Raw genomic sequence first — 26,149 nt, 5'->3', positions numbered from 1 at the left:
ACGAAAGTCCAGAATGCCATCTGATACCGATAGTCCTGCACGATCTTCCGGCGCGACATTGCCCTATATGTCGCGGACCATCGCGCTTGTCGGTTTGATGGGGGCTGGAAAGTCCACTGTAGGACGCCGTCTGGCGGAAAAGCTGGGCCGGAATTTCTATGACAGCGACACGGAGATCGAGAAGGCCGCGGGCCTTTCCATCTCTGACATCTTTGCCATGCATGGCGAGGAAGACTTTCGCCGCGGCGAGCATCAGGTGCTGAAACGTCTGCTGACGCTGCCGCCCCATGTGCTGGCCACGGGCGGCGGGGCATATCTAAACGACGAGACGCGCGCCCTGATGCGTGAGAATGCCGTGACCGTCTGGCTGAATGCAGACCTTGAGACGCTTTGGCGCCGCGTGCAGAAACGTGATACGCGCCCCCTGCTGAAGCGGCCGGATGCCAAGGCCGTACTGACAAATCTGCTTGCCGAGCGCGAGCCCATCTATTCCCAGGCAGACCTGGTTGTGCGGTCCAAGGACGGCCCGCACACCAATACGGTCAACGCCATCTACAAGGCCTTACAAACATGGAAACCGGACTGACTGTGACACGCCCCGCGACAGAGACAGTTACCGTAGAACTCGCAGACCGCAGCTATGACATTCTGGTGGGCCATGGCGCACTGGACCAGCTGGGTGCACGCCTGTCGGCCATGCTGAAGCGTCCACGCGTCTTTGTGCTGACGGATGAAACGGTAGAGCGCCTGCATCGCCATCGGCTGGATGAGGCCCTGCGCCCCGTTGGAATCTCCACGAACTGGAAGGCGCTGCCGCCCGGTGAGAAGACGAAATCCTTCAGCAATCTGGAAGGCATTCTCGACTGGCTGTTGGAGAACAGCGCAGACCGCAGCGACATCCTGATCGCGCTGGGCGGCGGTGTGATTGGCGACATCACAGGCCTGGCGGCCAGCCTGATGAAGCGCGGCATGGGCTTTGTGCAGGTGCCGACGACATTGTTGGCGCAGGTCGATTCCTCCGTGGGCGGCAAGACCGCCGTGAATACGCCGCGCGGCAAGAACATGATCGGGGCCTTCTATCAGCCGCGCCTGGTGATTGCGGACACGGAGCTTCTGGAAACCCTGCCAGCGCGAGAGCTGCGGGCCGGCTATGCCGAGATCGTGAAGTATGGCCTGATCAATGATGCGGACTTTTTCACCTGGCTGGAAACGCATGGTGAGGAGGTGTTGGCGCTGGAACCTGACGCCATTGCGCAGGCTGTTGCGACCAGTTGCCGGGCCAAGGCCGCTATCGTGGCAGAGGATGAACGCGAGACCGGTGTGCGGGCCCTGCTGAATCTGGGCCATACATTCGGACACGCGCTGGAAGCGGCGAATGGCTATGCACCGGATCTGCTGCACGGAGAGGCGGTCGCCATCGGCATGGCGTTGGCCTTCCGCTATGGCGCGGCCGAGGGCATCACACCTGCGGAAGATGCGAACCGGGTTCGTGCGCATCTTGAGGCAACCGGGCTGCAATCTGTCATTCCTGGCAAGCAGGGCGGGCCTTATACGGCGGAGAATCTGGTCAGCCTGATGCAGCAGGACAAGAAGGCCACAGCTGGCCGCGTGCCGCTGATTCTCGCGCGCGGCATCGGCAAATCCTATATCCATCAGGATGCGGATCTCGCATCTGTTGAAACATTCCTTCAGGCAGAACTGCTTGAGGGTTAAGGCACCGGGCTTGGATTAAACGACATGATTGCTGGCTATATCATCGCCATTTTTGTGCTTCTCGGCATGTCCGCCTTCTTTTCGGGGTCGGAAACCGCGCTGACTGCGGCCTCACGGGCGCGGATGCACCAATTGGAGAAGGAAGGCGACAAGCGCGCAGAGGCGGTCAACAAGCTGATCGCCAAGCGGGAAAACCTGATTGGTGCGATCCTGCTGGGTAACAATCTGGTCAATATTCTGGCCTCTGTTCTGGCAACGTCCCTGTTTACAGCCCTGTTCGGCCAAGGCGGTCTGGCCCTGGCCCTGGCGACGGCCGTGATGACGGTGCTGGTTCTGGTTTTTGCGGAAGTCCTGCCGAAGACCTATGCGATCACGCGCACGGACACGATGGCGATGAGTGTGGCCCGCCCGATCGGGTCGTTTGTCTTTGTCGCTTCCTGGATCGTGAACATCATCCAGTTCATCGTCAGCACAACGCTGAAGATACTGGGTCTGGGCGATCCGGATGCAACGCCGACCGCAGAGGAGGAAATCCGCGGCGCGATTGATCTGCATGCGTCAGAGGGTGGTGTGGGCGCCGAAGACCGGCTGCGCCTTGTCGGCGCGTTGGACCTGAAGGAACTGACCGTCGAAGACGTCATGATCCACCGCAAGAACATCAAGATGCTGAACGCTGATCTCGATCCGCGCCAGCTGGTGATGAAGGCGCTGGCCAGCCCCCATACGCGCCTGCCGCTCTATCGCGGCGAAAAGGAAGAGATTGTCGGCATCCTGCACGCCAAGGATCTGCTTCGCGCAGCGATGGCGCAGGGCGGGGATCTGTCTGCACTGGATGTCGATTCCATCCTGCGCAAACCCTGGTTCGTGCCCGAAACCACGCCTGTGCAAGACCAGTTGGATGCCTTCCTGCAAAAGCGCAGCCACTTTGCCCTGGTGGTTGATGAGTATGGCGAACTTCAGGGCCTGATTACACTGGAAGATATTCTGGAAGAGATTGTCGGCCACATCCATGACGAGCATGATGTCGCCGTGCAGGGTGTGCGCCCGCAGGAGGATGGGTCTGTCAATGTCGATGGATGGGTGCCGATTCGGGATCTCAACCGGGCGACAGGCTGGAATCTACCCGATGAGGAGGCCGTGACGGTTGCAGGCCTGGTGATTCATGAGGCCCAGACCATTCCGGAGCCGGGCCAGAGCTTTGTGTTCCATGGATACAGGTTCAACATCCTGCGCCGTCAGCGTAATCAGGTGACGGGTCTCAATATCTCAGAGATCGAGACCGCCTGATTTTTTCTCATGGCTGGCCATGTGGATCTGCGGAGACGGATCTGCATCGCAGCCATTGGCTTTCAGCCAGGATTTTTCCTGAGTCGTCACGATATGTGCGGAATCCGGATCTGGATTGTCCATTGCTATGACGGCCCATGTCTTGTGCCGCGTTTTCACGTCCGTTGAGACAGGCACAAAGACAATTTCGCTTCCGGATGTGCACACAGTGTCACGAATCCAGTGAAGCATGCCCTCCTGCTCTCCGGCTGAGGGGCCTTCAGCGGTGGCAAATCCTGCGGTCATTGCGCCAATCGCGGCGGCAATCATCATATTCCGTACCATCATCATCCGTTCTCCTCGACGGCTGAGGAGGAAACGACCGATTCGCTGGCCGGTTCCCCATTTGGTAAGGAATTTTAAAGATTCACGCCGCTTTCGCGTGTAAGGCGAGTGCGTGTAGTCCTGTATTGAATTCTGGTTCGAGCGCTTTCAGCACTGCGCGTTGCATCTGAACGCGGTTCAGCCCCTGAAAGGCGGTAGAGCTGATTCTGACCGTGTAATGGGTCTCACCTTCCGGGCGCGCACCTGCATGACCGGCATGTTTGCTGCTGTCATCTGTGATTTCCAGGTCAACGGGGTCAAAAGCCCCGGTCAGAATGTCACGAATTCGCGATAACCTGTCGTTTGGTTGTGGCATCTTTAACTGGGTCTCCTTATGATGTTGGGTCATGTCAGATAGCGATCCATTTTCCTACCGCGTAAAATTCAAGGATATGCGCATCAAGCCTCCGAAAGATGAGGCGTCCCGGGCGCGTGCGCAGAAGACTCGCGTATGTGACCATAAGGACTGCGACCTTGAAGGTACTCACCCTGCCCCGAAGCCTGGCGGCAAGGGGCGCCACCATTTCTGCCAGCAACATGCGGCCGAGTATAATCGGCGCTTCAATTTCTTTGAAGGTATGTCGCAGGCCGAAGCCGCTGCGTTCACTCGCGCCGAGCGGTTTGGCCACAAGCGCACCTGGCGCTTTGGCACCGGCCCGATGGCCGGGCAGAAAGGCGCAGAAAAGCTGGATCCGCGCCGCTGGGCCGGCCGTCGCTTCTTCGATGTTGACGATGTTGCCGGCGGTGAAGCGGCCAGTTCCAGTCGGCGCAGCGGATTGCAGCTGCGGGCGCTGAAGGAGCTGGACCTGGAGGGCGATGCAAGCCCGACAGAAATCCGCGCGCGCTATGCCGAATATGTCCGCCGTTTCCACCCGGACTCCAACAAGGGTGACCGCTCTTCCGAGCACAAGCTGCAGCGTGTGCTGCGGGCCGGGAAACTTCTCAAGGCAGCTGGCCTGATGAAGGGCTGATAATGCAAGACATTCTGGTGATCGGCGGCGGTATCAACGGGACGGGAATCGCCCGGGATGCTGCAGGCCGTGGTCTGGATGTTGTCCTGTGCGAGAAGGATGATCTGGCGCAGCACACATCTTCAGCCAGTACAAAGCTGATCCATGGCGGCCTCAGATATCTCGAGCAGTATGATTTCGCGCTTGTCCGCAAGGCGCTGATTGAGCGGGAAGTGCTGCTGCGCGCGGCGCCGCATATCATCTGGCCGATGCGCTTTGTCTTGCCGCATCACAAGGAATTGCGTCCGGCCTGGCTGATCCGGTTGGGCCTGTTCCTGTATGACCATCTGGGCGGGCGCAAATTGTTGCCGCCGACCAAGGTGCTGCGGCGCAAATCAACAGACAAGCTGAACGCACTGAAAGACCAGTACAGGCTGGCCTTTGAGTATTCAGATTGCTGGGTCGAGGATTCACGGCTGGTCGTTCTGAATGCCGTGGATGCCAGAAATCGCGGCGCGGAGGTTTTGACGCGCACGGTCTGCACATCTCTGGTGCGTCATGCCGATCATTGGGAGGCCGTGCTGAAAGGCCCGAAGGGTCAGGAGACGCGCAAATTCCGAACGGTTGTGAACGCGGCCGGGGCCTGGGTGGACGACGTTCTGGGCCTTGATGGTGACGCGCCAGAAAAGCCGCATCTGCGCCTTGTGAAGGGCAGCCACATCATCGTGCCGCGCTGGCATCAGGGCGATTATGCCTATTTCTTCCAGAATGGCGATGGCCGCATCATGTTCGCGATCCCCTATGAGCGCGGCGAGTTCACGCTGATCGGCACGACCGATGTGCCCTATGAGGCGAACCGTGACAGGGTTGAGATCACGCCTGAGGAGATCACCTATCTCTGCGAAGGGGCGAGCGAGTATTACAAGACAGCGATTACGCCCGCCGACGTCGTCGGCACCTATTCCGGCGTGCGTCCGCTCTATGATGACCACGCCAAAAATGCCTCAAAAGTGACCCGCGATTATGTGCTGAAGCGTGAAGCAGAGGGCGGCGCGCCGATCCTGTCTGTCTTTGGCGGCAAGATCACGACCTATCGCGAACTGTCCGAACATGCGCTGGCGGAGCTGAAAGACGATTTGCCCTCCATGAAGCGGCCCTGGACGCGCGATGCGCACCTGCCGGGCGGGGATATACCGGGCGGCAATTTTCAGGATTATGTCGACGGGCTGGTTCTGCGGTATCAGGGTCTGGACCCTGCCTTTCTGTCACGTCTCGCCCGGGCTTATGGCACACGGGTGGAAGACTTGCTTGGCGATGCGCAGATCGAGGCCGATCTTGGCCGTGCGTTCGGGGCGGGTCTCACAGAGGCGGAAGTGCGCTATTTGCAACGCGAAGAGTTCGCCGCGTCCGCAGACGACATTTTGTGGCGGCGCTCAAAACTGGGCATCCACATGACTGAGGCCGAACGGGAGGCATTTCACGACTGGTTTGCCTCTCAGGCAGGATAATTTGCAGGCTGCGATGATTGGCCCGCACAGCCCGTGTAGACAGGCCGGGGCGTGTATGGTCAAAGGCGGCAATCGGTTTATTGCGGCTGCGGCCGCCATGAGAGAACGCTCAAGATGACCCAAGGCTTGGTAACAGTTTTCGGCGGATCGGGCTTTATCGGGCGCTATGCTGCGCGCGAGCTTGTGAAAAAGGGATGGCGCGTCCGCGTTGCCTGTCGCCATGTGAACACGGCTCAAGACGTTCGTCTCGCCGGCACACCGGGATGGGTAGACATCGTTCAGGCGAACATCCGCAATCGCGCGTCCATTGAGCGCGCCCTGGATGGCGCAGACGCCGTGGTCAATCTGGTTGGTATCCTGTTCGAAAAGGGTGCGCAGAGCTTTGAGGCAGCCCAGCGCGATGGCGCGGCGCTGCTGGCGGAAGTGGCTGCCGAGAAAGGCATCACGCGTTTCGTGCAGATGTCCGCAATTGGCGCCAATGCCGAGTCCAAGTCAGACTATGCCCGTACCAAGGCGGAAGCCGAAGAGGCTGTGCGCAATACCGTGCCAACCGCGACAATCCTGCGTCCTTCCGTTGTGTTCGGACCGGAAGATGAATTCTTCAACCGCTTTGCCGCGCTGGCCAGTTCCATGCCGATGAGCTTCCTGCCGATCCTGCCGTCCATTGGCGGCGGCAAGTCATGCTTCCAGCCGGTTTATGCGGGCGATGTGGCCGAGGCGATTGCAATTGCCGTGGATGATGCGTCGACCGCCGGCAAGACTTATGAGCTGGGTGGGCCGAGCAAGTATACGCTCAACGAGATCTATGACGTCGTCACCAAGACGATTGACCGTCGTCGCTTCAAAATTGGCCTGCCTTTCTTCCTCGCCAAGCCGATCGGCTATATGACGGCCGCCATCTGGCGCTACATTCCGCCTTTCAGCTGGGGGTTCCTGGGTGATCCTCCACTGACGGGTGATCAGGTCGAGCTGATGAAGACAGATAATGTCGTGGCTGAAGACGCCCTGACGCTAAAGGATCTCGGCGTTACGGAACTGGAAACAGTCGAAGCGATCGTTCCGTCTTATCTGTGGCGCTTCCGCCCCTATGGCGAGTTCCACAAGCCGTCTGAAGCCTAGGCTTTTTCTAGAACAATCCGACCAGTGGGGAGCCGAGCAATAGCACGGCCCCAAGGGCGAATCTGTACAGAACAAATGGCAGGAAGCTCATCCGCTTCAGAATCGCCATGAGCGCCCAGATCGAGGCGAGCCCTGTGATAAAGGAAATGCCGGTCACGATCAGGCCGTCCTGCAGGGTGAGCGCGGAGGTGGAGCCGTCTGCCTGCATCAGGCCTAAAGCGCCATAGAGGCCGGCCGCGGCCAGAATGGGTGCACCAATCAGCATGGAAAACCGCGCCGCTTCCGTCCGCTCATAGCCCAGGGCGCGCGCCGCCGTCATGGTAATGCCGGATCGGCTGGTGCCGGGAAGGAGGGCGGCAATGGCCTGTGTCGCCCCGATGAGGAAGGCGTGCCAAAGCGTCATGTCTTCTTCCTTGCGGTTGCGCGGCCCGGCGACATCGGCCCACCACAGCAGAATGCCGAAGAAGATGGTCGTGCCCGCCACCACATAGATGCTGCGCATGTCCTTCAGCAGGCTTTCCGGCAGGAAGTGCTCATAGACCGCAGCGATGAGTACGGCGAGCGGCGTTGCGACCAGGATGCACGCCGCAAGACGGGCGCCATGTGAGAGCGTTTTGTCTTCGGTGAAAGGCTTGGCCACCAGCTCAAATCCGCCGCCAATTGCAAGCATCACATCCTTTCGGAAATAGATCAGCATGGCGAGCAGAGTGCCGAGATTGGAGACGGCATTGATCAGCAATTCGTCACGCGGACTGGCCTGGAACAGGTCTGCTGCCAACAGGATGTGGCCGGAAGAGGAAATGGGCAGCCATTCGGTCGTCCCTTGCAGGAGCGCGATAATGGCGAGTTGCAGCAATGACATGGGCAAACTCTAAGATAGCGGGATGCCAAAGGGGTAGCCGAGTTTGGATCGAGTGCCACGGATTATAATCATATCATTATGATACTAGTGTGGCCTGGCGCTCATGACTGGCATATCTTGTGCAATAAATTTGCATATATTAAATATCATAACGATACTATATCGCCTGAATCTGCTTGCAGCTGTTGCTGCTAGGCCGTAAGTCCAACTCTCCGCAATAAGGAGTGCCCCTATGGCAGAGAGAATGCTGCAATTTACGCACGTTGAACGCAAGATGCCTGAGAAGCGCGAAGCAAAAGCGCGCGCAGACGATTTTGCGGAAATCTATGCTGAATTCAGCAAGGAAGCTGCCGGTGCCCAGGCGGCCCGCTGTTCACAGTGCGGTGTGCCGTTCTGCCAGCAAGGCTGCCCGCTCTCCAACAACATTCCGGATTGGCTGAAACTGGCAGCGGAAAACCGCCTGGAAGAAGCCTGGCGGGTCTCGTCTGCCACGAACAATATGCCGGAGATCTGCGGCCGCATCTGCCCTCAGGACCGCCTGTGCGAGGGCATTTGTACGATCCAGCAATCCGGCCATGGCACGGTTACGATTGGCTCAATCGAGAAATACATTACGGATACAGCCTGGGAAGAAGGCTGGGTGACGCCCATCAAGCCGCCGCGAGAACGCTCCCAGTCCGCCGGTATCATTGGCGCGGGTCCGGGTGGGCTGGCGGCAGCGGAACAGCTGCGCCGCAAAGGCTATCAAGTGACGGTTTATGACGCTTATGATCGCGGGGGCGGCCTGCTGGTCTATGGCATTCCGGGCTTCAAGCTCGAGAAGCATGTCGTCGAGCGCCGTATCCAGCGTCTGGAAGAGTCCGGCATTGTCTTCAAATTCAACACGCGCGTTGGTGAGCAGGTCAGCCTGTCCACGCTGCGCGCAGAGCATGACACCGTGCTGATCGCAACCGGCGTCTATGCTGCGAAAGACCTGAAATGTCCGGGCAGCGGGGCGCAAGGCGTCTATCCAGCACTTGAATATCTGACCGCGTCCAACCGCAAGGGGTTTGGCGACGCTGTGCCAGCCTATGATGAGGGTGACCTCAATGCCGAGGGCAAGCGCGTTGTGGTGATCGGCGGCGGTGATACCGCGATGGACTGTGTGAGGACCGCGATCCGTCAGGGCGCGAAGCAGGTGAGCTGTGTCTATCGCCGTGACCGCACCAATATGCCGGGCAGCCAGCGTGAAGTTCAGAATGCAGAAGAGGAGGGCGTCGTCTTTGAATGGCTTGCCTCCCCTGAAGCCATTCTGGATACGAAGGCTGGCAAGGTGAAAGCTGTCCGCGCCAACCGCATGAAGCTGGGTGAGCCGGATGCTTCTGGCCGTCAGAGCCCTGTGAAGACCGGTGAAAGCTTTGATATCAAGGCAGACATGGTGATCAAGGCTCTGGGCTTTGACCCGGAAGACCTGCCGGAGCTGTTCGGGGAAGAAGCGCTGACCGTGAACCGCTGGGGCGCTGTGCGGGTCGATTATGCGACTATGGAAACCAGCCTGCCGGGCGTCTATGCGGCGGGCGATATCGTCAGAGGTGCCTCCCTCGTGGTGTGGGCAATCAAGGATGGGCGTGACGCGGCTGAGGCCATGCACAAGGCCATGAAGGCCGCCGCCCGTGCAGAAACTGTGGCTGCGGAGTAGTCAGATGTCAGATTATGTAAAGAAGTACGAAGAAAACCGTCAGCGCCTGATGGATGCGCATGCCTATGACCCGTCATTCGAGCATGATGCGTGCGGGGTGGGGCTGGTCGCCTCTCTTGATGGCAAGCCGAAGCGCGAAATCGTCGAGATGGGCATCGCCGCCCTGAAGAATGTGTGGCACCGCGGCGCGGTCGATGCAGACGGCAAGACCGGTGATGGCGCCGGCATTCGTGTGGAAGTCCCGCAGGATTTCTTCCGTGAGCACGTCACCCGCACAGGCCATAATCCGACGGATGACCCGATCTGTGTTGGTCAGATCTTCCTGCCGCGTACGGATTTCGGTGCGCAGGAAGCTGCACGAACTCTGGTTGAAACGGAAGTTCTGCACTTCGGATTCTATATTTATGGCTGGCGCCAGCCACCGGTCGATGTTTCCGTCATCGGACAAAAAGCGAAAGACACGCGCCCTGCAATTGAGCAGATCATGTTTCGTGATGCGAAGGGCCGCAGCCCTGAAGATCTGGAGCGGGCGCTCTACATCTGCCGGCGGCGGATTGAACGCCGCGCGCGGGAAGCCGCGATCCCGTCTTTCTATGTCTGCTCGCTCAGCCATGCATCCCTGATCTACAAAGGTATGTTCCTGGCGCAGGACATCGACAATTTCTATCTCGACCTGCGGGATGAGCGTTTTGTTTCCGCGTTCGCGATTTATCACCAGCGCTATTCAACGAACACATTCCCGCAATGGTCACTGGCCCAGCCCTTCCGCATGATCGCGCATAATGGCGAGATCAATACAGTGCGCGGCAACAAGAACTGGATGAAGAGCCACGAGATCCGCATGGTCTCGGAAGCCTTTGGCGAGCATGTTGATGACGTGAAGCCGGTCATCCCGGATGGTACGTCTGATTCCGGCGCGCTTGATTCCGTGTTCGAACTTCTTTGCAAGTCTGGCCGCCCCGCGCCGATGGCCAAGGCAATGCTGATTCCAGAAGCCTGGTCGAAGCGTGATTCCGTCATGCCGACGGCGCACCGTGCACTGTATGACTATTGCAACTCTGTGATGGAGCCATGGGATGGCCCTGCCGGGATCGCGGCCTATGATGGCCGTTGGGCAATTGCTGGCCTTGACCGCAATGGTTTGCGCCCGCTGCGTTATGCGCTGACTACGGACGGTATACTTGCGGTCGGTTCCGAAACAGGCATGTGCCCGCTGGGCGATCACGAAGTCGCCAAGCGTGGCTTGATCCCGGCTGGCGGTATCATCGCGGCTGACCTGAAGACAGGTAAGTTCTACGAACACCGCGAAATTGTGGACTTCCTGTCCGAGCAGGCCCCTTATGAGGAATGGCTGCAGGCTGTGACGGAATTGGAGCCGGAAATCGGCCCGGGCCCGGAGCCGCTGATGTTCAACAAGGAAGACCTGCTGCGTCGTCAGACGGCCGCAGGCTACACGCTGGAAACCCTGGAAATGATCCTGTCGCCCATGGCGGAGACAGGCAAGGAGGCCATCGGGTCCATGGGGGATGACACGGCGACGGCTGTGCTGTCTTTCTCCTATCGCCCGATGAGCCACTTCTTCCGGCAGAATTTCAGTCAGGTGACCAACCCGCCGGTTGACCCGCTGCGCGAAGAACGGGTGATGAGCCTGAAAACCCGGTTCAAGAATCTGGGGAACGTGCTGGACACGGACAAGTCCCAGCAGGAAGTCTTTGTGCTGGAAAGCCCTGTGCTGACGAATGGTATGTATGAACGCCTGATTGACCGTCTGGGTGTTGGCACAGCCGAAATCGACTGCACATTTGACCAAGCCGATGCGCAAGGCGACGGGACGGCCCTGAAAGATGCGTTGAGCCGCATTCGCCGCGAAGCCGAGGACGCTGTTCGTGAGGGCCGCGAGCATATTATCCTGACGGACCATTTGCAGTCGGCTGACCGCATCGCCATTCCGATGATTCTGGCAACCGGCGCGGTACACTCTCACCTTGTCGCCCAGGGCCTGCGGACATTCTGTTCCATTACGGTGCGCTCGGCCGAGTGTCTGGACACGCACTATTTTGCCGTTCTGGTCGGTGTCGGCGCAACATGCGTCAATGCATATCTGGCGCAGGACATTATCGCAGACCGTCATTCGCGCGGCCTGTTCGGCGACATGTCGCTGAATGAATGCGTGAAGAACTTCAAGGTCGCGATTGAAGCAGGCCTGCTGAAGATCATGTCCAAGATGGGCATCTCTGTCGTCTCCTCCTATCGCGGGGGCTATAATTTCGAGGCGCTGGGTCTTTCGCGTGCTCTGGTGGCGGACTATTTCCCGGGCATGAACAGCCGGATTTCCGGGCTCGGCCTGGCCGGCTTGGAAGAGAACGCCCTTATGCGGCACGAAGCGGCGTTTGATGAGGACGTGGTCTCTCTGCCGGTCGGTGGCTTCTACCGCCTGCGCGCCTCTGAAGAGGCGCATGCGCTCGATGGGAATCTGATCCATACGCTTCAGGCGGCCTGTAATCGTGGCGACTATTCCATCTATCGCAAATATGTCGAGGCCGTGCATTCGCGCGATCCGATCCAGCTGCGTGACCTGCTGGACTTCAAACCCGCTGGCGCGCCAGTGCCGGTGTCCAGCGTTCAGTCGATCAATGAGATCCGCAAGCGCTTTGTCACACCGGGCATGTCTCTAGGTGCGCTGAGCCCGGAGGCCCATGGCACGCTGAACGTTGCGATGAACCGGATCGGGGCAAAGTCCGTGTCCGGTGAGGGCGGGGAAGATCGCGCGCGGTATCGTCCACTGCCGAATGGCGACAATATGAACTCTGCGGTCAAGCAAGTGGCCTCTGGCCGTTTTGGTGTGACGGCGGAATATCTGAATCAGTGTCGCGAGATCGAGATCAAGATTGCCCAGGGCGCCAAGCCAGGTGAGGGTGGTCAGTTGCCTGGCTTCAAGGTGACGGAGCTGATTGCGAAGCTTCGTCATGCGACGCCGGGCGTGACGCTGATCTCGCCTCCGCCGCATCATGATATCTATTCTATCGAGGATCTGGCGCAGCTGATCTACGATCTGAAACAGATCAACCCGCAAGCGCGCGTCTGCGTGAAGCTGGTCGCGCAATCCGGCGTCGGAACGGTTGCGGCAGGTGTGGCGAAAGCCAAGGCGGACTTGATCCTGATCGCTGCCGGTGTCGGCGGCACGGGCGCCAGTCCGCAAACCTCCATCAAATATGCCGGCCTTCCTTGGGAGCTGGGTCTGGCGGAGGCACACCAGATCCTGTCACTGAACAATCTGCGCGGTAAAGTCACCCTGCGGACGGATGGCGGGCTGCGTACCGGACGTGACATCGTTATCGCGGCCATGCTGGGCGCAGAAGAGTACGGTATCGGCACAGCATCACTTGTTGCCATGGGCTGTATCATGGTGCGCCAGTGCCACTCCAACACATGCCCGGTTGGTGTGTGTGTGCAGGACGAAGCACTGCGGGCACACTTTACCGGGTCTCCGGAGAAGGTCGTGAATTTGATGAGCTTCATTGCCGAGGATGTACGCGAAATTCTCGCTTCCCTTGGTTTGAAATCTCTCGACGAAGCGATTGGCCGTACGGATTTGCTGACACAGGTCAGCCGTGGGTCAACGCATCTGGACGATCTGGACCTTAACCCGCTGCTGGTTCAGGTCGATAGCGAAACGCCGGTCATATACCGGCCAGACCACCGTGAAGAAGTTCCGGATACGTTGGATGCTCAGATTTTGCGCGACGCCGAACCGTTCTTTGAGCGCGGCGAGAAGATGCAGCTGGAATATGGCGTCGCCAACACGATGCGCGCCATCGGGGCACGGTCCAGCTCTGCCATTACGCAGAAATTTGGCATGCACGCTTTGCCGGAAGGCCGTCTGCATATTCGCCTTGAAGGTTCAGCAGGCCAGTCGCTGGGCGCATTCTCCGTTCAGGGACTTCTTCTGGAGGTGATTGGCGATGCAAACGACTATGTCGGCAAGGGCCTCTCGGGCGCGAGCATCGTTGTGGCGCCTCCGCTAAAAGAGCGCCACCGCGCTGGCAGCGATGCCATAATTGGTAATACCTGCCTCTATGGCGCAACGGCGGGCAAATTGTTTGCCTCCGGCGCAGCAGGTGTACGTTTCGCGGTCAGGAACTCCGGCGCGAAAACGGTCATTGAAGGCTGTGGCGCGAATGGCTGCGAATACATGACCGGCGGACGCGCTGTGATCCTGGGCCCGGTGGGAGATAATTTCGGCGCAGGCATGACCGGCGGCGCGGCCTATATCTGGGATCCGGAGCAGCGCTTTGAGCGCGTCGCCAACCCTGATGCGATCGACTGGTATCCGCTGGCCGACATGCCCGCCGAGCATATTGCCGAGGCGCGCGCCCTCATTGAGGAGCACGTCAAGCGGACCAAATCCCTGCGGGCGAAAGACATTCTGGAAGAGTGGGATAATTCCCTGCAGGAAATGCTGATGATTGTGCCGAAGGAAATTGCACACCTTCTGTTGCCGGAAGAAAAACCAAAGGCTGGCAAGAAGAAAGTGGCTGTCAAAGCCTGAGATTGAGAAAAAGCCCCCGGATCATTCCGGGGGCTTTTTTGATTAGTTTGCTTTAGGCGCTTTCTTTTTGCGCAGGCGTGGCCAGATCAGCTTCAGCCAGATCCACAGGAAGGCACCTATCAGGATCAGCCATGGCAAGCCGACTGCGAAGGCGGTAATGACGGCGGCGAGTGCGCCTGCGAGATTGTAGAAGAAGCTTCCGAAGGCATCTCCAATCGGCGAAAGGGCGCTCTGTGATACCGGATTGCGCTTGGTTTCGTAATTGACGTCCAGCTTGCTCATCTCAACTCGCAGCATCAACGCCTTGAGGGAAGATTTGAGCGAGTCGATCTCACCATTCACGCGCGCAAGTTCACGCTCTGTGGCCAGAATATCCCCCAGCTCTCCATCCCGATTTGCCAGCAGGTCTTCCAGGCGGCGTTGCAGGGTCTGCTGCGCGTTCAGGCGGGCATCGGTATCTATGATGGAAACGGTCAGGTCTTCCGCAGTCGTCTGACGGTTGGTCACTTCGCCATTTGCGGCCTCGGCTTCTTCATCGACGCCTTTCAGGAATGTGTCGATCCAGTCTGGTGTTGCGCGCAACTGAAGCGAGCCGGAGGCCTCATCATCGGAATACGAATTATACCAGGAATTCGTCACGATGCATTTGCTTGGGCCCGCCGCATTGCACGCTTCCACATGGCCATTCATTACGGGTTCGATCGATTTGACTGGCAGACGAAGCCCCAGAGAATGGGAATAGGCAATATATTGCTGCGCGGCGTCCTCAACCGGAGCGCCGCCTGCAGAGGGGCTCGGCTCAAAGATCATGTCCTGTTCTGCCATGGGCGCAGCAGACGGCGCAGACCTCGAACGCTCGGCCCCGTCCTTATTAGAACCACCGCAGGCGGCAAGCGCCAGCATGGCGCAGGCTATGACAGGTATCTTGTGTTTCATTTTGTCCCTCCACATGGATGCTTGATACCACATGAAAGCTTACATCATGGCAAGATAAGGCTGGAAATCGGGCAGGAGTCGGCAGGCCGTCTAGATTCGCCAATAGGCCTGAGCGTCAGGGCTGAGGTCTGAGAGGAAGGTGTCGAGCACCTCATCTCCAATCGTGCCGCGAATAGCTCTGGCGACGTCGGTGATCGTCGAGCCAGTGGAAAGATTGTGATCGTGCCGGAAGCGGCGCACCTCTGCTGTCAGGTCTTCACGGCTGCCCCATTTGGTCGTGAACTCCTCCGGGCTCCATCCATCCACTAGGATTGTCCCGACAACGGGCGGCAGGATCTGCACAAAGCGGATCACTTGCTCCGGGGTCAGTCGGCGGCGGAACACCGTGATCACCGCCTGCATGCAGGTATAGGCCTGATGCCGACTGGTCAGCATACATTCGGCTTTTACGCGGAGCAGGAAGTCCGTGAAAAATTCGCCGACACGCAGATATTCCGGGGGGACTGGCATGAGTGTCGTCTCAGGGTCTGTACCCGATTTTGCGCTCACCGGGCTCCAGCGTCCGCCAGGCATGATGGATGAAATCGACGAGCAGGGGGCGGGTGTCTCTTGGGTCTATGATCTCTTCTGCATAGAAAGATTCGGCTGTTCGGAAAGGCGACCGAATGGCATCAAATTTCTTGTAGAGCTGGGCTTTCAGCGCGTCCGGGTCTTCGGCCTCTGCCAGTTCCTTGCGGAAAGCGGCCTCGATGCCGCCGGCCATGGGCAGGCTGCCCCAATCCCCGCTCGGCCAGCAATAGCGCCATTTGGTACGGCTCTGGTTCATCATGGCAGACCCTGCCAGCCCATAAGCCTTGCGGATGACGACGGAGCAGACGGGCACGTCTGCCTGATAGACAGCGGTCATGGCGCGCACCCCGGCACGGGTAACGCCAGCTGTTTCGGCTTTCACGCCCACGGCAAAGCCCGGGCAGTCGACAAAGTGGATGACCGGCAAGTGGAATTGCGAGCAGAGGTCCATATGGCGGGTGACCTTGTCACAGACATCAGCTGTCCAGGCGCCATCCAGGAAGAACGGATTGCCCGCCATGATGCCGACCGGGTAGCCATCGATCCGGGCGAGCCCGGTAACGATGCCCCGGCCCCAGGCCTGACCGATTTCAAAAAAGCTGCCGCGATCAACACTGGCTTCGATGATCTTGTGCGGCTTGTAAGGCGTCTTCCCGTCCGTCGGAACGACAGACATCAGGCTGTCTTCGCGGCGTTTGGGATCGTCTGCCGGGGTGGTCCGCTCCGGCAGTTCATGGACGGAACCAGGCAGGTAGGACAGGAAGCGCCGCGCGGTCTCGAAGGCCTCCGCTTCGCTGTCGACGACATTGTCCACAGTGCCATTCTGCGCCTGGATCTTCCAGCCGCCCAGCTCTTCCTTGGTCACGTTCTCGCCAAGCGCGATCGCGACGGGCGGGCCAGCCACGAACACCTGGCTGAGCTCTTTGACCATGACTGAGAAATGGCTGGCTGCGACCCGTCCGGCGCCCATCCCGGCGCAAGGGCCGAGCGCCAGCGAGACAAACGGCACTTGTGTCAGGCCATGCACGATCTCGTCCCAGCCCGGGGTTTCGGGGATGTAGGTGCGCGGGTCTTTTTCAAGTGATTTCACGGATCCGCCACCGCCCGTGCCATCAATCATCTGAACAAGCGGCATCCGGTATTCGGCGGCCATTTTGATCATCTGGACCATTTTCTGCCAGATCGAAGCATCGGATGCGCCGCCGCGCACCGTAAAGTCATCCGCGAGGATAACGGCGCTGCGGCCATTCAGGGTCGCCCGGCCGGTGACCGATGTGGAGGGCGTGAAGCTCTCCAGTTCGTCATCCGCGCCATAGGTGGCGAGGCCGGCAATCTTGCCGATTTCATGGAAGCTGCCGGGATCGGCCAGAAAGGCGACCCGTTCACGAACCGTCAGTTTCCCCCGGCCACGCTGGCGGGAGACAGGCTCTTCGCCCCCCATTTTCTCCGCCAGTCTTTCGCGACGGCGAAGCTCCTCAATCGACTTTTCCCAACTCATGGTCCGCAGGTTCCATGCTTCCCTAGCGCTAGGTCAAGAAGGTGTTTTTGAGGAGAGGCTGAGTTTTGGCATGAAAGTGACGGGAGAGTCATTTTTGCGTTATATTCTCAATAAGGCTCTTGCTTTCCGTACTGCGGGTCTGCTTTATCAAGGCCAAATCCATTCAAGGAGGAATTCAATGGATCTCGCAGAACTCACAGCCAAAGCAGATTCTGCCGTAGAGCCGGGCGGCGACTTCACCAAGAAGGTGAAGTTTGACTTTGGTGATCAAGGCAAGCTCTTCATCGACGGCGCAGCTGGCAAAGCGGACAATTCCGACGGCGACGCAGACGCCACGATCAAGGTTGCATGGGATGATTTCAAGAAAATCTCTCAGGGTGAAATGGACCCGACCATGGCCTTCATGCAGGGCAAGCTGAAAGTTGAAGGCGACATGTCTGTTGCCATGCAACTGCAGAGCCTGATGAAGAAGTTTTCCTGATCCGCACAGGACTCAGTGACTTGATATAAAGGGCCGTCCGGGGGAAAGCTTCGGACGGCCTTTATTTTTGGACAGCACAGGCGCCGGAATGCCCTCAGAGAGTTTCAGTCAAAGCGAAGTCTTTGTGGAGGTGCCGGGTAATCCGCCCCCGCAAGGCGCAGAGATTATCTGGTTCAAGGGCAGTGCGGGCCGAAACCTGCGGGCTTGTATCGCGCCTGCCTTGTCCAAATCCGATCCGCGGGGCACGGCCATTGTCTGTCCGGGGCGGACGGAGTTTATCGAAAAGTATTTTGAGGTCGGCCGCGAGCTCCAGGCCATGGGCTTTGCCGTGGTGATCCTGGACTGGCCAGGCCAGGGTCTGTCGGAACGTTTGCTGGAGGATACCCGCAAGGGCCATATTGACCGGTTCGAGACTTTCATGGGCGCGCTGCAAGGTGGGCTGGAACAGCTGCAGGAGCATCTGCCCCGGCCTTACGTGTCTGTCGCGCATTCCATGGGCGGTGCGATTGCCCTTGCGGCGATTTCACAAAAGCTGGTGAAAGTGGATGCCGCAGCTTTTTGTTCACCGATGTGGGGTCTCAAGTCTCATTTCCTGGGCATGCGCTATCTGGTCTGGGCTATGCGGGCGACCGGTCGCTCTGGCGACTATGCCATTCAGCCGGGACCGGCCGAAACCTTTGAGACAAACATCGTCACGCACGACAAAAGGCGCTGGCAATTGCAACGTGCCCTGATTGATGCCCATCCGGATCTGGAACTGGGCCCGGTGACATGGGGCTGGCTCGGCGCATCGCTGGATATTCTGACAACTTTCTCCAAGCCAAAAATTCTGAAGGAAGTCACCATACCGGTCTTCGTGGCATCGGCGGCCGAAGAGCAGCTGGTAGACAATGCCTCCCATGAAAAAATCTGCGCGCGCCTGCCCGATTGCGAGCATGTCACCATCGACGGCGCAATGCATGAAATCCTTATGGAGACGGATGATCGCAGACAGGAATTCTGGGAAGGCTTTCAACGCCTCCTGAAACGGGCAGATATATAAAATAACAAAAGGGAACAGACGACGTGGCCATTATCTCTCTCTCCAGAATCGTTGCCCATTGGGCCGACCAGCAGGCTGATCGGGCCGCAATTGACCATGAAGGTCAGTCAATAAGCTGGGGGGATCTTGAGAAACGGACCAACCGGCTGGCGCGCGCCTATCAGAAACTTGGTGTGCAGGCGGATGATTTTGTCACAATTGCGTTGCCGAATGGCATCGAGTTTTTTGAGGCGTGCCTTGCCACCTGGAAACTCGGCGCAACACCGCAACCAGTTTCGGCGCGTCTTCCGAAACTGGAACGTGACCAGATCATTGACCTTGGAAAACCACGCATTGTCGTCGGGGTTCAGGCGGGCGAGTACGATCCCATTCCTTCCATCCCGGAAGGGTTTGAGCCTGATGCGAGTCTCTCTGACGAGGCGCTGCCCGAGGCGGTCGCTAGCTCGATCAAGGCGATGACCAGTGGTGGTTCGACGGGCCGGCCCAAACTGATTGTTTCCAAACTTCCGGCGGTCTGGGACCCGGAGGTGCCATATCTTGAAATCCCGCTACAGGGCACAATGCTGATCCCTGGACCGCTTTACCATAATGGCCCCTTCCTGTGGGCCATGATTGCTCTGTTCAAGGGCTGTACTATCGCCGTCACGACGCGCTTTGATCCCGAGAAGACGCTGGCAGTGATTGAGCGCCTGAAGGTCAATGTTGCGTATATGGTGCCAACCATGATGCGCCGCATCTGGGGTCTGCCGGAAGAAATCCGTACAAAGTATGATCTCTCCAGCCTGACCGCGCTTTGGCACTTGGCGGCGCCATGCCCGGCCTGGCTGAAAGAGGCCTATATCGAGTGGCTTGGCGCTGAAGTGATCTGGGAACTATATGGCGGCACGGAAGGGCAGGGCTCCACCACGATCCAGGGCACGGAATGGCTGCAGCACAAGGGGTCTGTCGGCCGACCGGTCGAGTCATGCGAAATGAAGATCGTCAATGAGGCCGGAGAGATCGTGCCGCCCGGCGAGATTGGAGAAGTGTTCCTGCGGCCTCTGGATGGCGCCGGCACGACCTATCGCTATATCGGCGCTGAAGCGCGCGCCATTGAAGGCGGCTGGGAAAGCCTTGGTGATATGGGCTGGATGGATGAAGACGGTTATCTTTATCTGACGGACCGTTTGTCCGACATGATCCTTGTCGGCGGCGCGAATATCTATCCGGCAGAAGTTGAGGCGGCGGTTGAGGCATATCCCGGTGTGCGCTCCTCAGCCGTGATCGGACTGCCGGATGAGGATATGGGCGCGCGCCTGCATGCCATCATTGATCGCCCTGAGGGCCCGGTGGACGAAGCTGCCATGCAGGCGCATCTGTCTGATCGTCTTGTGCGCTACAAGATTCCGAAGAGTTTCGAATATGTTGCGGACGCCGTGCGGGATGATGCCGGCAAAGTGCGCCGCAAGGCCCTGCGGGAGGCTCGCCTTACGTCACCCGCAGACTGACCTCTCTTCCGCTTGACTTCCGTAGGGACGGGATACCTCCCTTAGGGAAAAATCAGGAGGAAGAGATGAAAGTTGCAGCCGTCAAAAAGCCCGGGGGTCCGGGCAATCTCGTCATTGAAGAACGGGAAAAACCCACGCCAGGACCGGGAGAAATCCTCGTTCGCATCAAGGCGAGCAGTCTGAACTATCATGATTTTGTCGTCGTGATGGGGGGGATTCCCACCGATGACGGGCGTATTCCGATGTCGGACGGTGCCGGCGACGTTGTCGCTGTTGGCGAAGGGGTCACGCGCTTCAAGGAGGGGGACAAGGTTGTGTCCTTGTTCTTCCCGAACTGGCAATCCGGTGAGATTGAAGCGGCGGGCTTTGGCGCTGTGCCGGGCGATGGGGCCGATGGCTATGCCGCCGAATATGTTGCTGCCGCAGAGACGGCGTTCACGCGCATGCCGGAAGGCTACTCCTATGAGCAAGCTGCAACCTTGCCCTGCGCTGCGCTGACCGCCTGGCGGGCGGTCATGGTCGAGGCGAAAGTCAAACCTGGCGACTGGGTGCTGACCCAGGGGACAGGCGGGGTCTCTATCTTTGCGCTTCAGTTTGCGAAGGCCGCTGGCTGCCGCGTAATTTCAACATCTTCGTCAAATGAGAAGCTGGAACGCCTGAAGGCGCTCGGCGCGGATCATGTCATCAATTACAAGGAAACGCCCGAATGGGGCAAAAAGGCCAAAGCGCTGACTGGCGGACGCGGCGTGGACGAGGTCGTCGAGATTGGCGGCCCTGAAACGCTCGCTCAGTCGATCGCCGCTTGCCGCCCAGCCGGGCATATTTCGCTGATTGGTGTTCTGACCGGCGTATCAGGTGAGGTTCCGACGGCGGCCCTGTTCTCAATGAACATCACGCTGTCCGGAATTACGGTCGGATCGCGGCGCCATCAGGAAGACATGATCGCCGCGATCGAAGCCAATGACATCCAGCCCGTCATGGACAAGACGTTCTCGCTTGACGAAATTGCTGCTGCCTTTGCCCATCAGGCCAGCCAGCAGCATTTCGGCAAGATCATCCTGAGTGTCTAGCCCGCAATATATTGCGCGCCATTCACGGTCATTGTTGCGCCGGTGATGAAGGCAGCTTCATCGCTGGCGAGATAGGCGCACATCGAAGCGATCTCTTCGGCTTTGCCTAGGCGGCCGACAGGGATCGACGCGATGATGCCTTCCAGAACCTTTTCCGGCACAGCCTGCACCATTTCCGTATCGATATAGCCGGGGGCGACCACATTCACGGTGATGCCTTTCTTTGCGCCTTCCTGGGCGAGGGCCTTGGTCATGCCGATCAGGCCAGCCTTGGCGGCGGAGTAATTTGCCTGTCCGAATTGGCCTTTCTGCCCATTGATGGACGAGATGTTGATAACGCGTCCAAAGCCGCGCTCGCGCATGCCTTCCCATACCTGACGGGTACAGTTGAAGGCTGAGGTAAGGTCGATATCGATCACCTGCTGCCACTGTTCCCGGCTCATCTTGTGGAAAGGCGCATCCCGCGTAACGCCAGCATTGTTGATCAGGATATCCACCGGACCGAGATCCTTCTCGATGGCGGCCAGTCCCTCTGTTACGGCATCATAGTCTGCGACATCAAACTTGTAGCATTTTATGCCAAGTTCCTTGGCACAGGCCTCGGCGGCCTCCTGATTGCCGGCATAGTTTGCGGCAACTTGATAGCCTTTGTTTTTCATCATCTCACTGATCGCCCGGCCAATGCCGCGCGTGCCACCAGTGACCAGAACTGTTCTAGTCATTGCGTCTCCTCCCGCTATGTGTGCAGGAAAAAGGCTAGCCGTTCTGATGCGTTATTAGCAATAGCGCATTGGTCGAAGGCCGAAATTGTGCAAGATTATGTTGCATAGCACAAATATTGCTTCTCCTGTAGCGAGAGCAGAGGGTAGGATATGGCCAAGGGTAACGGATCTGATGATGTCATCATCATCAAGAAATATGCGAATAGACGTCTCTACGACACGTCGACATCTTCTTATGTAACGCTCGACCACTTGTCGGACCTTGTAAGCGAGGGTCGCGACTTTGAGGTTCGCGACGCGAAATCTGGCGAAGACTTGACCCGCCAGGTACTGACCCAGATCATTTTCGAGCATGAGACCAAGGGCGAAGGGGCTCTGCCGCTGAATTTCCTGCGCCAGCTGATCGGCTTTTATGGCGGCGGCGCGCAGACGTTTCTGCCGTCCTTCCTGGAAATGTCGATGAACAGCTTTGCGGATTCCCAGAAGGAATGGCGCAAGGCGGCCAATCCGATGCATGTTTTTGAACAGCAGGCCAAGCGCAATATGGCGATGTTCGAACAGGCCATGAAGATGTTCATGCCGACCCTGTCTGCCTCCACCTTTCAGCAGAAGGATGAGCGCACCTCCATGAACCCGATGATGGAATACCAGGCAGAGGCGCTGGCCAATATGCAGGCCCAGATGGTGGCCATTCAGAAACAGCTGGCAGATCTGTACAGCAAGGACTGATCCTGAAACCTCAAAAGGCCTGCCGCGCGGCAGGCCTTTCGCACATCTATTGGCGGTGTGAGACCTAAATGTCTCCCGCGACCCCAAAGTCACGGCGCGCCGACACGATCGTGACGACAACGCCTGCCAGCACATCCAGCAAGGTCATCGACATCAGGATGAAGAAGGTGGACGTCGCAAAGTTCGGCAACAACAGAAACTCGATCAGGCAGACGATGAACAGGATCATCGAAACCGCGTGATTCATGATGGTAGACGTGCCGGTCGAGGTGGATTTCAGGATTTCCAGAAACAGGAAGACCACTGCAAGCAACAGGATTGCGTCGCCCTTGGTGAGGATCCAGTCGACCCCGGAAATCATCGGTAGCCCCACGAATTTCCCGTTCAGCAATTCCAGGATCGGCGCGGTTTCCAATCGCGTAAACTCGCCCAGTTCGTTGACGGTCTCGACTGAGCCCCCAAAGCCCAGGGCCAAGAGATTGTAGAGTGCTACCGGTATGACCAGTAGCGGGAAGATACCGAACAACATGCGCATGAGATTCCCCTTCTCGGTTCTGCCACCAGATGCGGCACGTTCTTGCCGCTTCCGTTCGCGTTTGGCGATGGCTGCCCCTGCGAGGGCAATTTTAGTGTCCCGTTCCATCGCGGACTTACCCGTCCTTCTTCTCGCTTAACATCAGGTTTACCGTAATGCCGCGCAAGAGGCGAGGGGCTTGTGACGCCTTAGAAATCTTGTGTCAGGAACAGGCGGAATGTGACATCCGGGGAGGCTTCCGTCAGCCCCAGCAATGCGCTTGTGCGCAGCTTCAGCGTGTCGGTAATGGGCACGGAAACGAATGGACCGGCGAGATGGCTCTGGCTGTCCAGGGGCAGGATATCATCTGCGGCGCCATAGGAATTGTATAGCTCGCCGCCAAAATCGACACCGCCTGACAGACGCCAGCTGAGATCGCCGCGAGTTTGCAGGAAGACCCCATCGCGGGCATCATTTCCAACATCGCCGCTGACAATGGCGGCAAAGCGGGCGCGGACCGTGTCTGTCAGCTGAACCTGGTGCATCCAGTGAACACCGAGCAGGCCGGGGCGATCATCATCCCGAATGCGCACGTCAAAGCGTAGGCCTTGCTGCCAGTCGGCTGAATCCGGGGTCAGCTGCCAGCGCAGTTCGGCCTGGAAGTAATCAAAGTCGACATCCGAGTCGCTGGTCTTGCGGGCCTGCGCGACGCCGCGCAAAAGAAGCTTGCCATTCAGGGCATGGTCGTAATGAACCCGCTGGGCGAGGCCATTTGCATCGGGATCATAGGCCGCGCGGTATCCGATGGCGCGTTTGCCTTCATTGACCACGGGTCCAGAAATTCCACTGGTCAGCTGGGCATTTGCCATTCCGAAACAAACGCTACAGGCGGTGGTGAGACATAGAAAAAGGCGAATAAGCATCGGCATCATATGCCCGTCTTCTAAATGTCTTTAAAGCTACAAATTAATGTAATTTGAGTGTTTCTGCTCCTCACCTCCCACCGCCTTTGGGGGCCGGCGGTGAGGGGTTCCTGCACCTAAAGCCGGACTGGCCGCAACCATCCGGGTATCCCGATACTTCCGCTCTTCGCTCGAAGAGCCGTGCGCGGCGGGCGCCGTGGCGCTCCGCCTGAAGTAAATAAAGGCTACGGAGTGGAGCGTTACCGCCCGCCGCGCCGGTCAGGAGTTTTGGCGAGATATGCTCAACATACCCCAAGGTCCCGGGTCTTCTGAGCGAGCATACAGCAAACGGAGCATCCGGGCTTTTTACCCATGACATCCATCTGGAGGGCAAGCCCCCGTACGCCCGACGAGGTGGAAATGCCCAACCGGCTTTCACCGGCTCACCCTGGCCTGACCTGCCTAGGCACTGGCGAGACCGTCTCTCCCCCCAACACCATCCTGACCCTGCCCCCACGACCAGAACGGTACCTGATCCGGCCCCCGTGTGAGCAGACCTGAAGTATGGCTTGGGGCGGTATCAGACGGATTGGGGGGGCGGAGGGTTTGGGGACAGTGCCCTCTCATCTGCCTGCGCAGGCATTGGCGGGGGAGAGGGGGGAGCTGTACCGCGGCATTATGGAGCAGTCTCACCATATTTGGTGATCACCCAAACACGAGAGTGCGGAGAGGGTAGAGGAAAAACCCTAGCATAGCTGCCCCAATCGTCCACGCTAGCTTGCCAAGCCACGCCCTAGATGCCTTGCGAGCCAGCTTGCTTAGCTCTGGCTCGCAACGGCGAAATTTTTTGTGGAGTTCAATAATGCGTTCAAAATCGGTTTTCGCCAACGTCTCATAAATGTGTTGGCGGTCTTCTCGATTTTCGCGTGATTGCGCAACTCGCTCCTCAATACTGATCAGAGCATCCAGCAATTCATTGTATTCGGGAAATATAGCGACTTTGTCTGCTGGCGTCACGCCATTTACGCAGGTTCCGAGATCTAGTGATATTTTGGCTGTTGCCGCATCAATTGCATCATGCTGGGCGCGGCAGCAGAAAAAATAAGCATCGCTAAGAAGCCGCTTCGCCTCTTCGTCCTCCCCTTTTTGTTCGTGCGCATCCGCCTCCACAAAACGGCGCCCGGCGTATCGTAGTTCCTGAATCGCAGGAACCACAACTTCTGCAGAGACCTGCTCTGCTTGCTTGATAGTCTTTTCGGCTAGGTTCCAGGCAGTGTGAATTTCGGCACGGCTAAAGCCTGCTGGCGCTCCATCTACCATAGAATGTCTCTCGATACCGTTACGCTTTAGCTGGGCGTTTCTTGTTCAGCCTTATAAGAACTCTGGCGGCTTTTTCCCGGGTCTTATCAAGATCGGCTTGAGACATATAAGCGCCATTTTGAATGCGCACGTTTCCGCGCGCAAAACGGCGGACAACCTTTGCGGTATTCTCTTCAAGTGCGCGTTCGTACTCGCGCGGATTTATCCAGTCACAGACCATCATTAGGAATTTCATTACATCATCACCAGCATCGAAGCGCGGGGTCGTACACAAGCAAACTCTCTACGTCAACTAGAGATGGCTAGTTTGGTTCCAGTTTAATGACCGTGGCGTTAAGAGCAATTGGAAAAATTAGCCCAATAAATCAGCGCTCTATGGTTTTTGCGCTGCGTAGAAGACTTAGTGTTCTGCCATTGTTCCTAAAGTGATTCGTCTTGCGGAACGCAGAAATCACTCACATCAAGCGCCCCCATACACTGGAGCAAAAATGCAGCCGAGAACCCACCACGACTGATTTTGTTCTCCAGCCCCCGCACGCTTATTTCTATACCCATCGCATTCAGCTTTTCAGCGAGCATGGCGTAGTCCCCGCCAATCATGTCGCGAAGCAAGACCTTTGCCTTCTCCTGGTACTCTGCATTTATTGGGGCGTCCTTACGCGGTTGCGCCTTGGGTGGCGGGCTTGATTTTACCAGTGTCATGGGGCCTCCAAACAAATCACCATTATTGGTGAATAATGCCGCTTGACGGCCTTTTCGTAAATGGCCATATTCAAGTCACCAAATATGGTGATTATATTCCATCATACGGCACAAATATCCGGACTGGCCGCAACCATCCGGGTATCC

General features: G+C 58.2%; 25 protein-coding genes. 13 read left to right on the top strand and 12 right to left on the bottom strand.

Translation table 11 applies throughout. The annotated features are described in order from the left end of the window. The first annotated feature begins 13 nt into the window (after positions 1 to 13). From HY29_RS10465 to HY29_RS10455, 3 genes are read left to right on the top strand one after another with little or no spacing between them, the layout of a single operon-like run. Positions 14 to 586, top strand: a complete 573-nt coding sequence (locus tag HY29_RS10465) for a shikimate kinase (protein ID WP_034796580.1) — start codon at positions 14 to 16, stop codon at positions 584 to 586. Then, positions 571 to 1,713 carry a 3-dehydroquinate synthase gene (aroB, locus tag HY29_RS10460; RefSeq protein ID WP_051601409.1) on the top strand — a complete coding sequence of 381 codons (1,143 nt, stop codon included), beginning with the start codon at positions 571 to 573 and terminating at the stop codon, positions 1,711 to 1,713. Before HY29_RS10465 ends, aroB begins: the two co-directional genes overlap by 16 nt. A 24-nt stretch (positions 1,714 to 1,737) precedes the next feature. Further along, complete coding sequence (locus HY29_RS10455) at positions 1,738 to 3,000, top strand: HlyC/CorC family transporter (RefSeq protein ID WP_034796578.1); 1,263 nt, start codon at positions 1,738 to 1,740, stop codon at positions 2,998 to 3,000. On the opposite strand, the gene HY29_RS10450 is transcribed toward HY29_RS10455, so the two are convergent. Beyond that, positions 2,980 to 3,330 carry a hypothetical protein gene (locus HY29_RS10450; protein ID WP_034796577.1) on the bottom strand — a complete coding sequence of 117 codons (351 nt, stop codon included), beginning with the start codon at positions 3,328 to 3,330 and terminating at the stop codon, positions 2,980 to 2,982. The two genes, HY29_RS10455 and HY29_RS10450, sit on opposite strands and share 21 nt — an antisense overlap. Positions 3,331 to 3,406: 76 nt before the next feature. Next, entirely contained in the window at positions 3,407 to 3,679 is a 273-nt protein-coding gene (locus tag HY29_RS10445; protein ID WP_034796608.1) for a BolA family protein, read from the bottom strand. A 31-nt stretch (positions 3,680 to 3,710) separates the two neighbouring features. Between HY29_RS10445 and HY29_RS10440 the strand changes: the two genes are divergently transcribed. The 3 genes from HY29_RS10440 to HY29_RS10430 all read left to right on the top strand — a co-directional run bounded on the left by HY29_RS10440 (position 3,711) and on the right by HY29_RS10430 (position 6,940). Beyond that, a complete protein-coding gene (locus tag HY29_RS10440) occupies positions 3,711 to 4,334 on the top strand; it encodes a J domain-containing protein (RefSeq protein ID WP_034796576.1) in 624 nt (207 codons plus the stop codon). 2 nt (positions 4,335 to 4,336) lie between these two features. Continuing rightward, complete coding sequence (locus tag HY29_RS10435) at positions 4,337 to 5,821, top strand: glycerol-3-phosphate dehydrogenase (RefSeq protein ID WP_034796575.1); 1,485 nt, start codon at positions 4,337 to 4,339, stop codon at positions 5,819 to 5,821. Between the two features lie 114 nt (positions 5,822 to 5,935). Continuing rightward, on the top strand, positions 5,936 to 6,940 hold the full coding sequence (locus tag HY29_RS10430) for a complex I NDUFA9 subunit family protein (protein ID WP_034796574.1): 1,005 nt from the start codon (positions 5,936 to 5,938) through the stop codon (positions 6,938 to 6,940). A 7-nt stretch (positions 6,941 to 6,947) separates the two neighbouring features. Here HY29_RS10430 and HY29_RS10425 read toward each other — a convergent pair whose 3' ends face one another. After that, positions 6,948 to 7,802 (bottom strand): undecaprenyl-diphosphate phosphatase, encoded by an 855-nt coding sequence (locus HY29_RS10425; RefSeq protein ID WP_034796573.1) that lies wholly within the window; start codon positions 7,800 to 7,802, stop codon positions 6,948 to 6,950. 232 nt (positions 7,803 to 8,034) lie between these two features. Between HY29_RS10425 and HY29_RS10420 the strand changes: the two genes are divergently transcribed. After that, the gene (locus HY29_RS10420) at positions 8,035 to 9,480 is read left to right on the top strand and encodes an NAD(P)-dependent oxidoreductase (RefSeq protein WP_034796572.1); all 1,446 of its coding nucleotides are present in this window, start codon (positions 8,035 to 8,037) and stop codon (positions 9,478 to 9,480) included. 4 nt (positions 9,481 to 9,484) lie between these two features. Beyond that, complete coding sequence (gltB, locus tag HY29_RS10415; RefSeq protein WP_034796571.1) at positions 9,485 to 14,029, top strand: glutamate synthase large subunit; 4,545 nt, start codon at positions 9,485 to 9,487, stop codon at positions 14,027 to 14,029. Between the two features lie 42 nt (positions 14,030 to 14,071). On the opposite strand, the gene HY29_RS10410 is transcribed toward gltB, so the two are convergent. The 3 genes from HY29_RS10410 to HY29_RS10400 form a co-directional block, all read right to left on the bottom strand. Further along, positions 14,072 to 14,965 (bottom strand): DUF4349 domain-containing protein, encoded by an 894-nt coding sequence (locus HY29_RS10410; RefSeq protein ID WP_034796569.1) that lies wholly within the window; start codon positions 14,963 to 14,965, stop codon positions 14,072 to 14,074. Positions 14,966 to 15,055: 90 nt separating this feature from the next. Further along, positions 15,056 to 15,475 (bottom strand): DUF2267 domain-containing protein, encoded by a 420-nt coding sequence (locus HY29_RS10405; RefSeq protein WP_034796567.1) that lies wholly within the window; start codon positions 15,473 to 15,475, stop codon positions 15,056 to 15,058. Positions 15,476 to 15,485: 10 nt separating this feature from the next. Continuing rightward, the gene (locus tag HY29_RS10400; protein WP_034796565.1) at positions 15,486 to 17,033 is read right to left on the bottom strand and encodes an acyl-CoA carboxylase subunit beta; all 1,548 of its coding nucleotides are present in this window, start codon (positions 17,031 to 17,033) and stop codon (positions 15,486 to 15,488) included. A gap of 178 nt (positions 17,034 to 17,211) precedes the next feature. Between HY29_RS10400 and HY29_RS10395 the strand changes: the two genes are divergently transcribed. The 4 genes from HY29_RS10395 to HY29_RS10380 all read left to right on the top strand — a co-directional run bounded on the left by HY29_RS10395 (position 17,212) and on the right by HY29_RS10380 (position 21,113). Next, positions 17,212 to 17,514, top strand: a complete 303-nt coding sequence (locus HY29_RS10395) for an SCP2 sterol-binding domain-containing protein (RefSeq protein WP_034796564.1) — start codon at positions 17,212 to 17,214, stop codon at positions 17,512 to 17,514. 88 nt (positions 17,515 to 17,602) lie between these two features. After that, the gene (locus HY29_RS10390) at positions 17,603 to 18,556 is read left to right on the top strand and encodes an alpha/beta fold hydrolase (protein ID WP_034796563.1); all 954 of its coding nucleotides are present in this window, start codon (positions 17,603 to 17,605) and stop codon (positions 18,554 to 18,556) included. 23 nt (positions 18,557 to 18,579) lie between these two features. Further along, complete coding sequence (locus tag HY29_RS10385; protein ID WP_034796562.1) at positions 18,580 to 20,043, top strand: AMP-binding protein; 1,464 nt, start codon at positions 18,580 to 18,582, stop codon at positions 20,041 to 20,043. Between the two features lie 65 nt (positions 20,044 to 20,108). Further along, positions 20,109 to 21,113, top strand: coding sequence for a zinc-dependent alcohol dehydrogenase family protein (locus tag HY29_RS10380; protein ID WP_034796561.1), 1,005 nt, complete (start codon positions 20,109 to 20,111; stop codon positions 21,111 to 21,113). On the opposite strand, the gene phbB is transcribed toward HY29_RS10380, so the two are convergent. Next, entirely contained in the window at positions 21,110 to 21,835 is a 726-nt protein-coding gene (gene phbB / locus HY29_RS10375; protein WP_034796560.1) for an acetoacetyl-CoA reductase, read from the bottom strand. The genes HY29_RS10380 and phbB overlap by 4 nt on opposite strands. 150 nt (positions 21,836 to 21,985) lie before the next feature. Here phbB and phaR point away from each other — a divergent pair, with 150 nt between their 5' ends. Next, positions 21,986 to 22,564, top strand: a complete 579-nt coding sequence (gene phaR, locus HY29_RS10370; protein WP_034796559.1) for a polyhydroxyalkanoate synthesis repressor PhaR — start codon at positions 21,986 to 21,988, stop codon at positions 22,562 to 22,564. Positions 22,565 to 22,628: 64 nt separating this feature from the next. On the opposite strand, the gene HY29_RS10365 is transcribed toward phaR, so the two are convergent. From HY29_RS10365 to HY29_RS10345, 5 genes are all read right to left on the bottom strand, one after another. Continuing rightward, positions 22,629 to 23,099, bottom strand: a complete 471-nt coding sequence (locus tag HY29_RS10365) for a hypothetical protein (RefSeq protein ID WP_051601412.1) — start codon at positions 23,097 to 23,099, stop codon at positions 22,629 to 22,631. A gap of 188 nt (positions 23,100 to 23,287) precedes the next feature. Then, positions 23,288 to 23,947 (bottom strand): hypothetical protein, encoded by a 660-nt coding sequence (locus HY29_RS10360; RefSeq protein WP_155838283.1) that lies wholly within the window; start codon positions 23,945 to 23,947, stop codon positions 23,288 to 23,290. Positions 23,948 to 24,685: 738 nt separating this feature from the next. After that, entirely contained in the window at positions 24,686 to 25,300 is a 615-nt protein-coding gene (locus HY29_RS10355) for a hypothetical protein (RefSeq protein WP_034796557.1), read from the bottom strand. Between the two features lie 19 nt (positions 25,301 to 25,319). Beyond that, the gene (locus tag HY29_RS10350; protein WP_155838282.1) at positions 25,320 to 25,535 is read right to left on the bottom strand and encodes a hypothetical protein; all 216 of its coding nucleotides are present in this window, start codon (positions 25,533 to 25,535) and stop codon (positions 25,320 to 25,322) included. 185 nt (positions 25,536 to 25,720) lie between these two features. Further along, complete coding sequence (locus HY29_RS10345) at positions 25,721 to 26,002, bottom strand: DUF6471 domain-containing protein (RefSeq protein WP_034796554.1); 282 nt, start codon at positions 26,000 to 26,002, stop codon at positions 25,721 to 25,723. Positions 26,003 to 26,149: the final 147 nt, after the last annotated feature.

Source organism: Hyphomonas beringensis (assembly GCF_000682755.1).
GTDB lineage: Bacteria > Pseudomonadota > Alphaproteobacteria > Caulobacterales > Hyphomonadaceae > Hyphomonas > Hyphomonas beringensis.
Note: the sequence above shows the minus strand (reverse complement) of the source record. Positions and strands in the feature narration are given on the sequence as shown.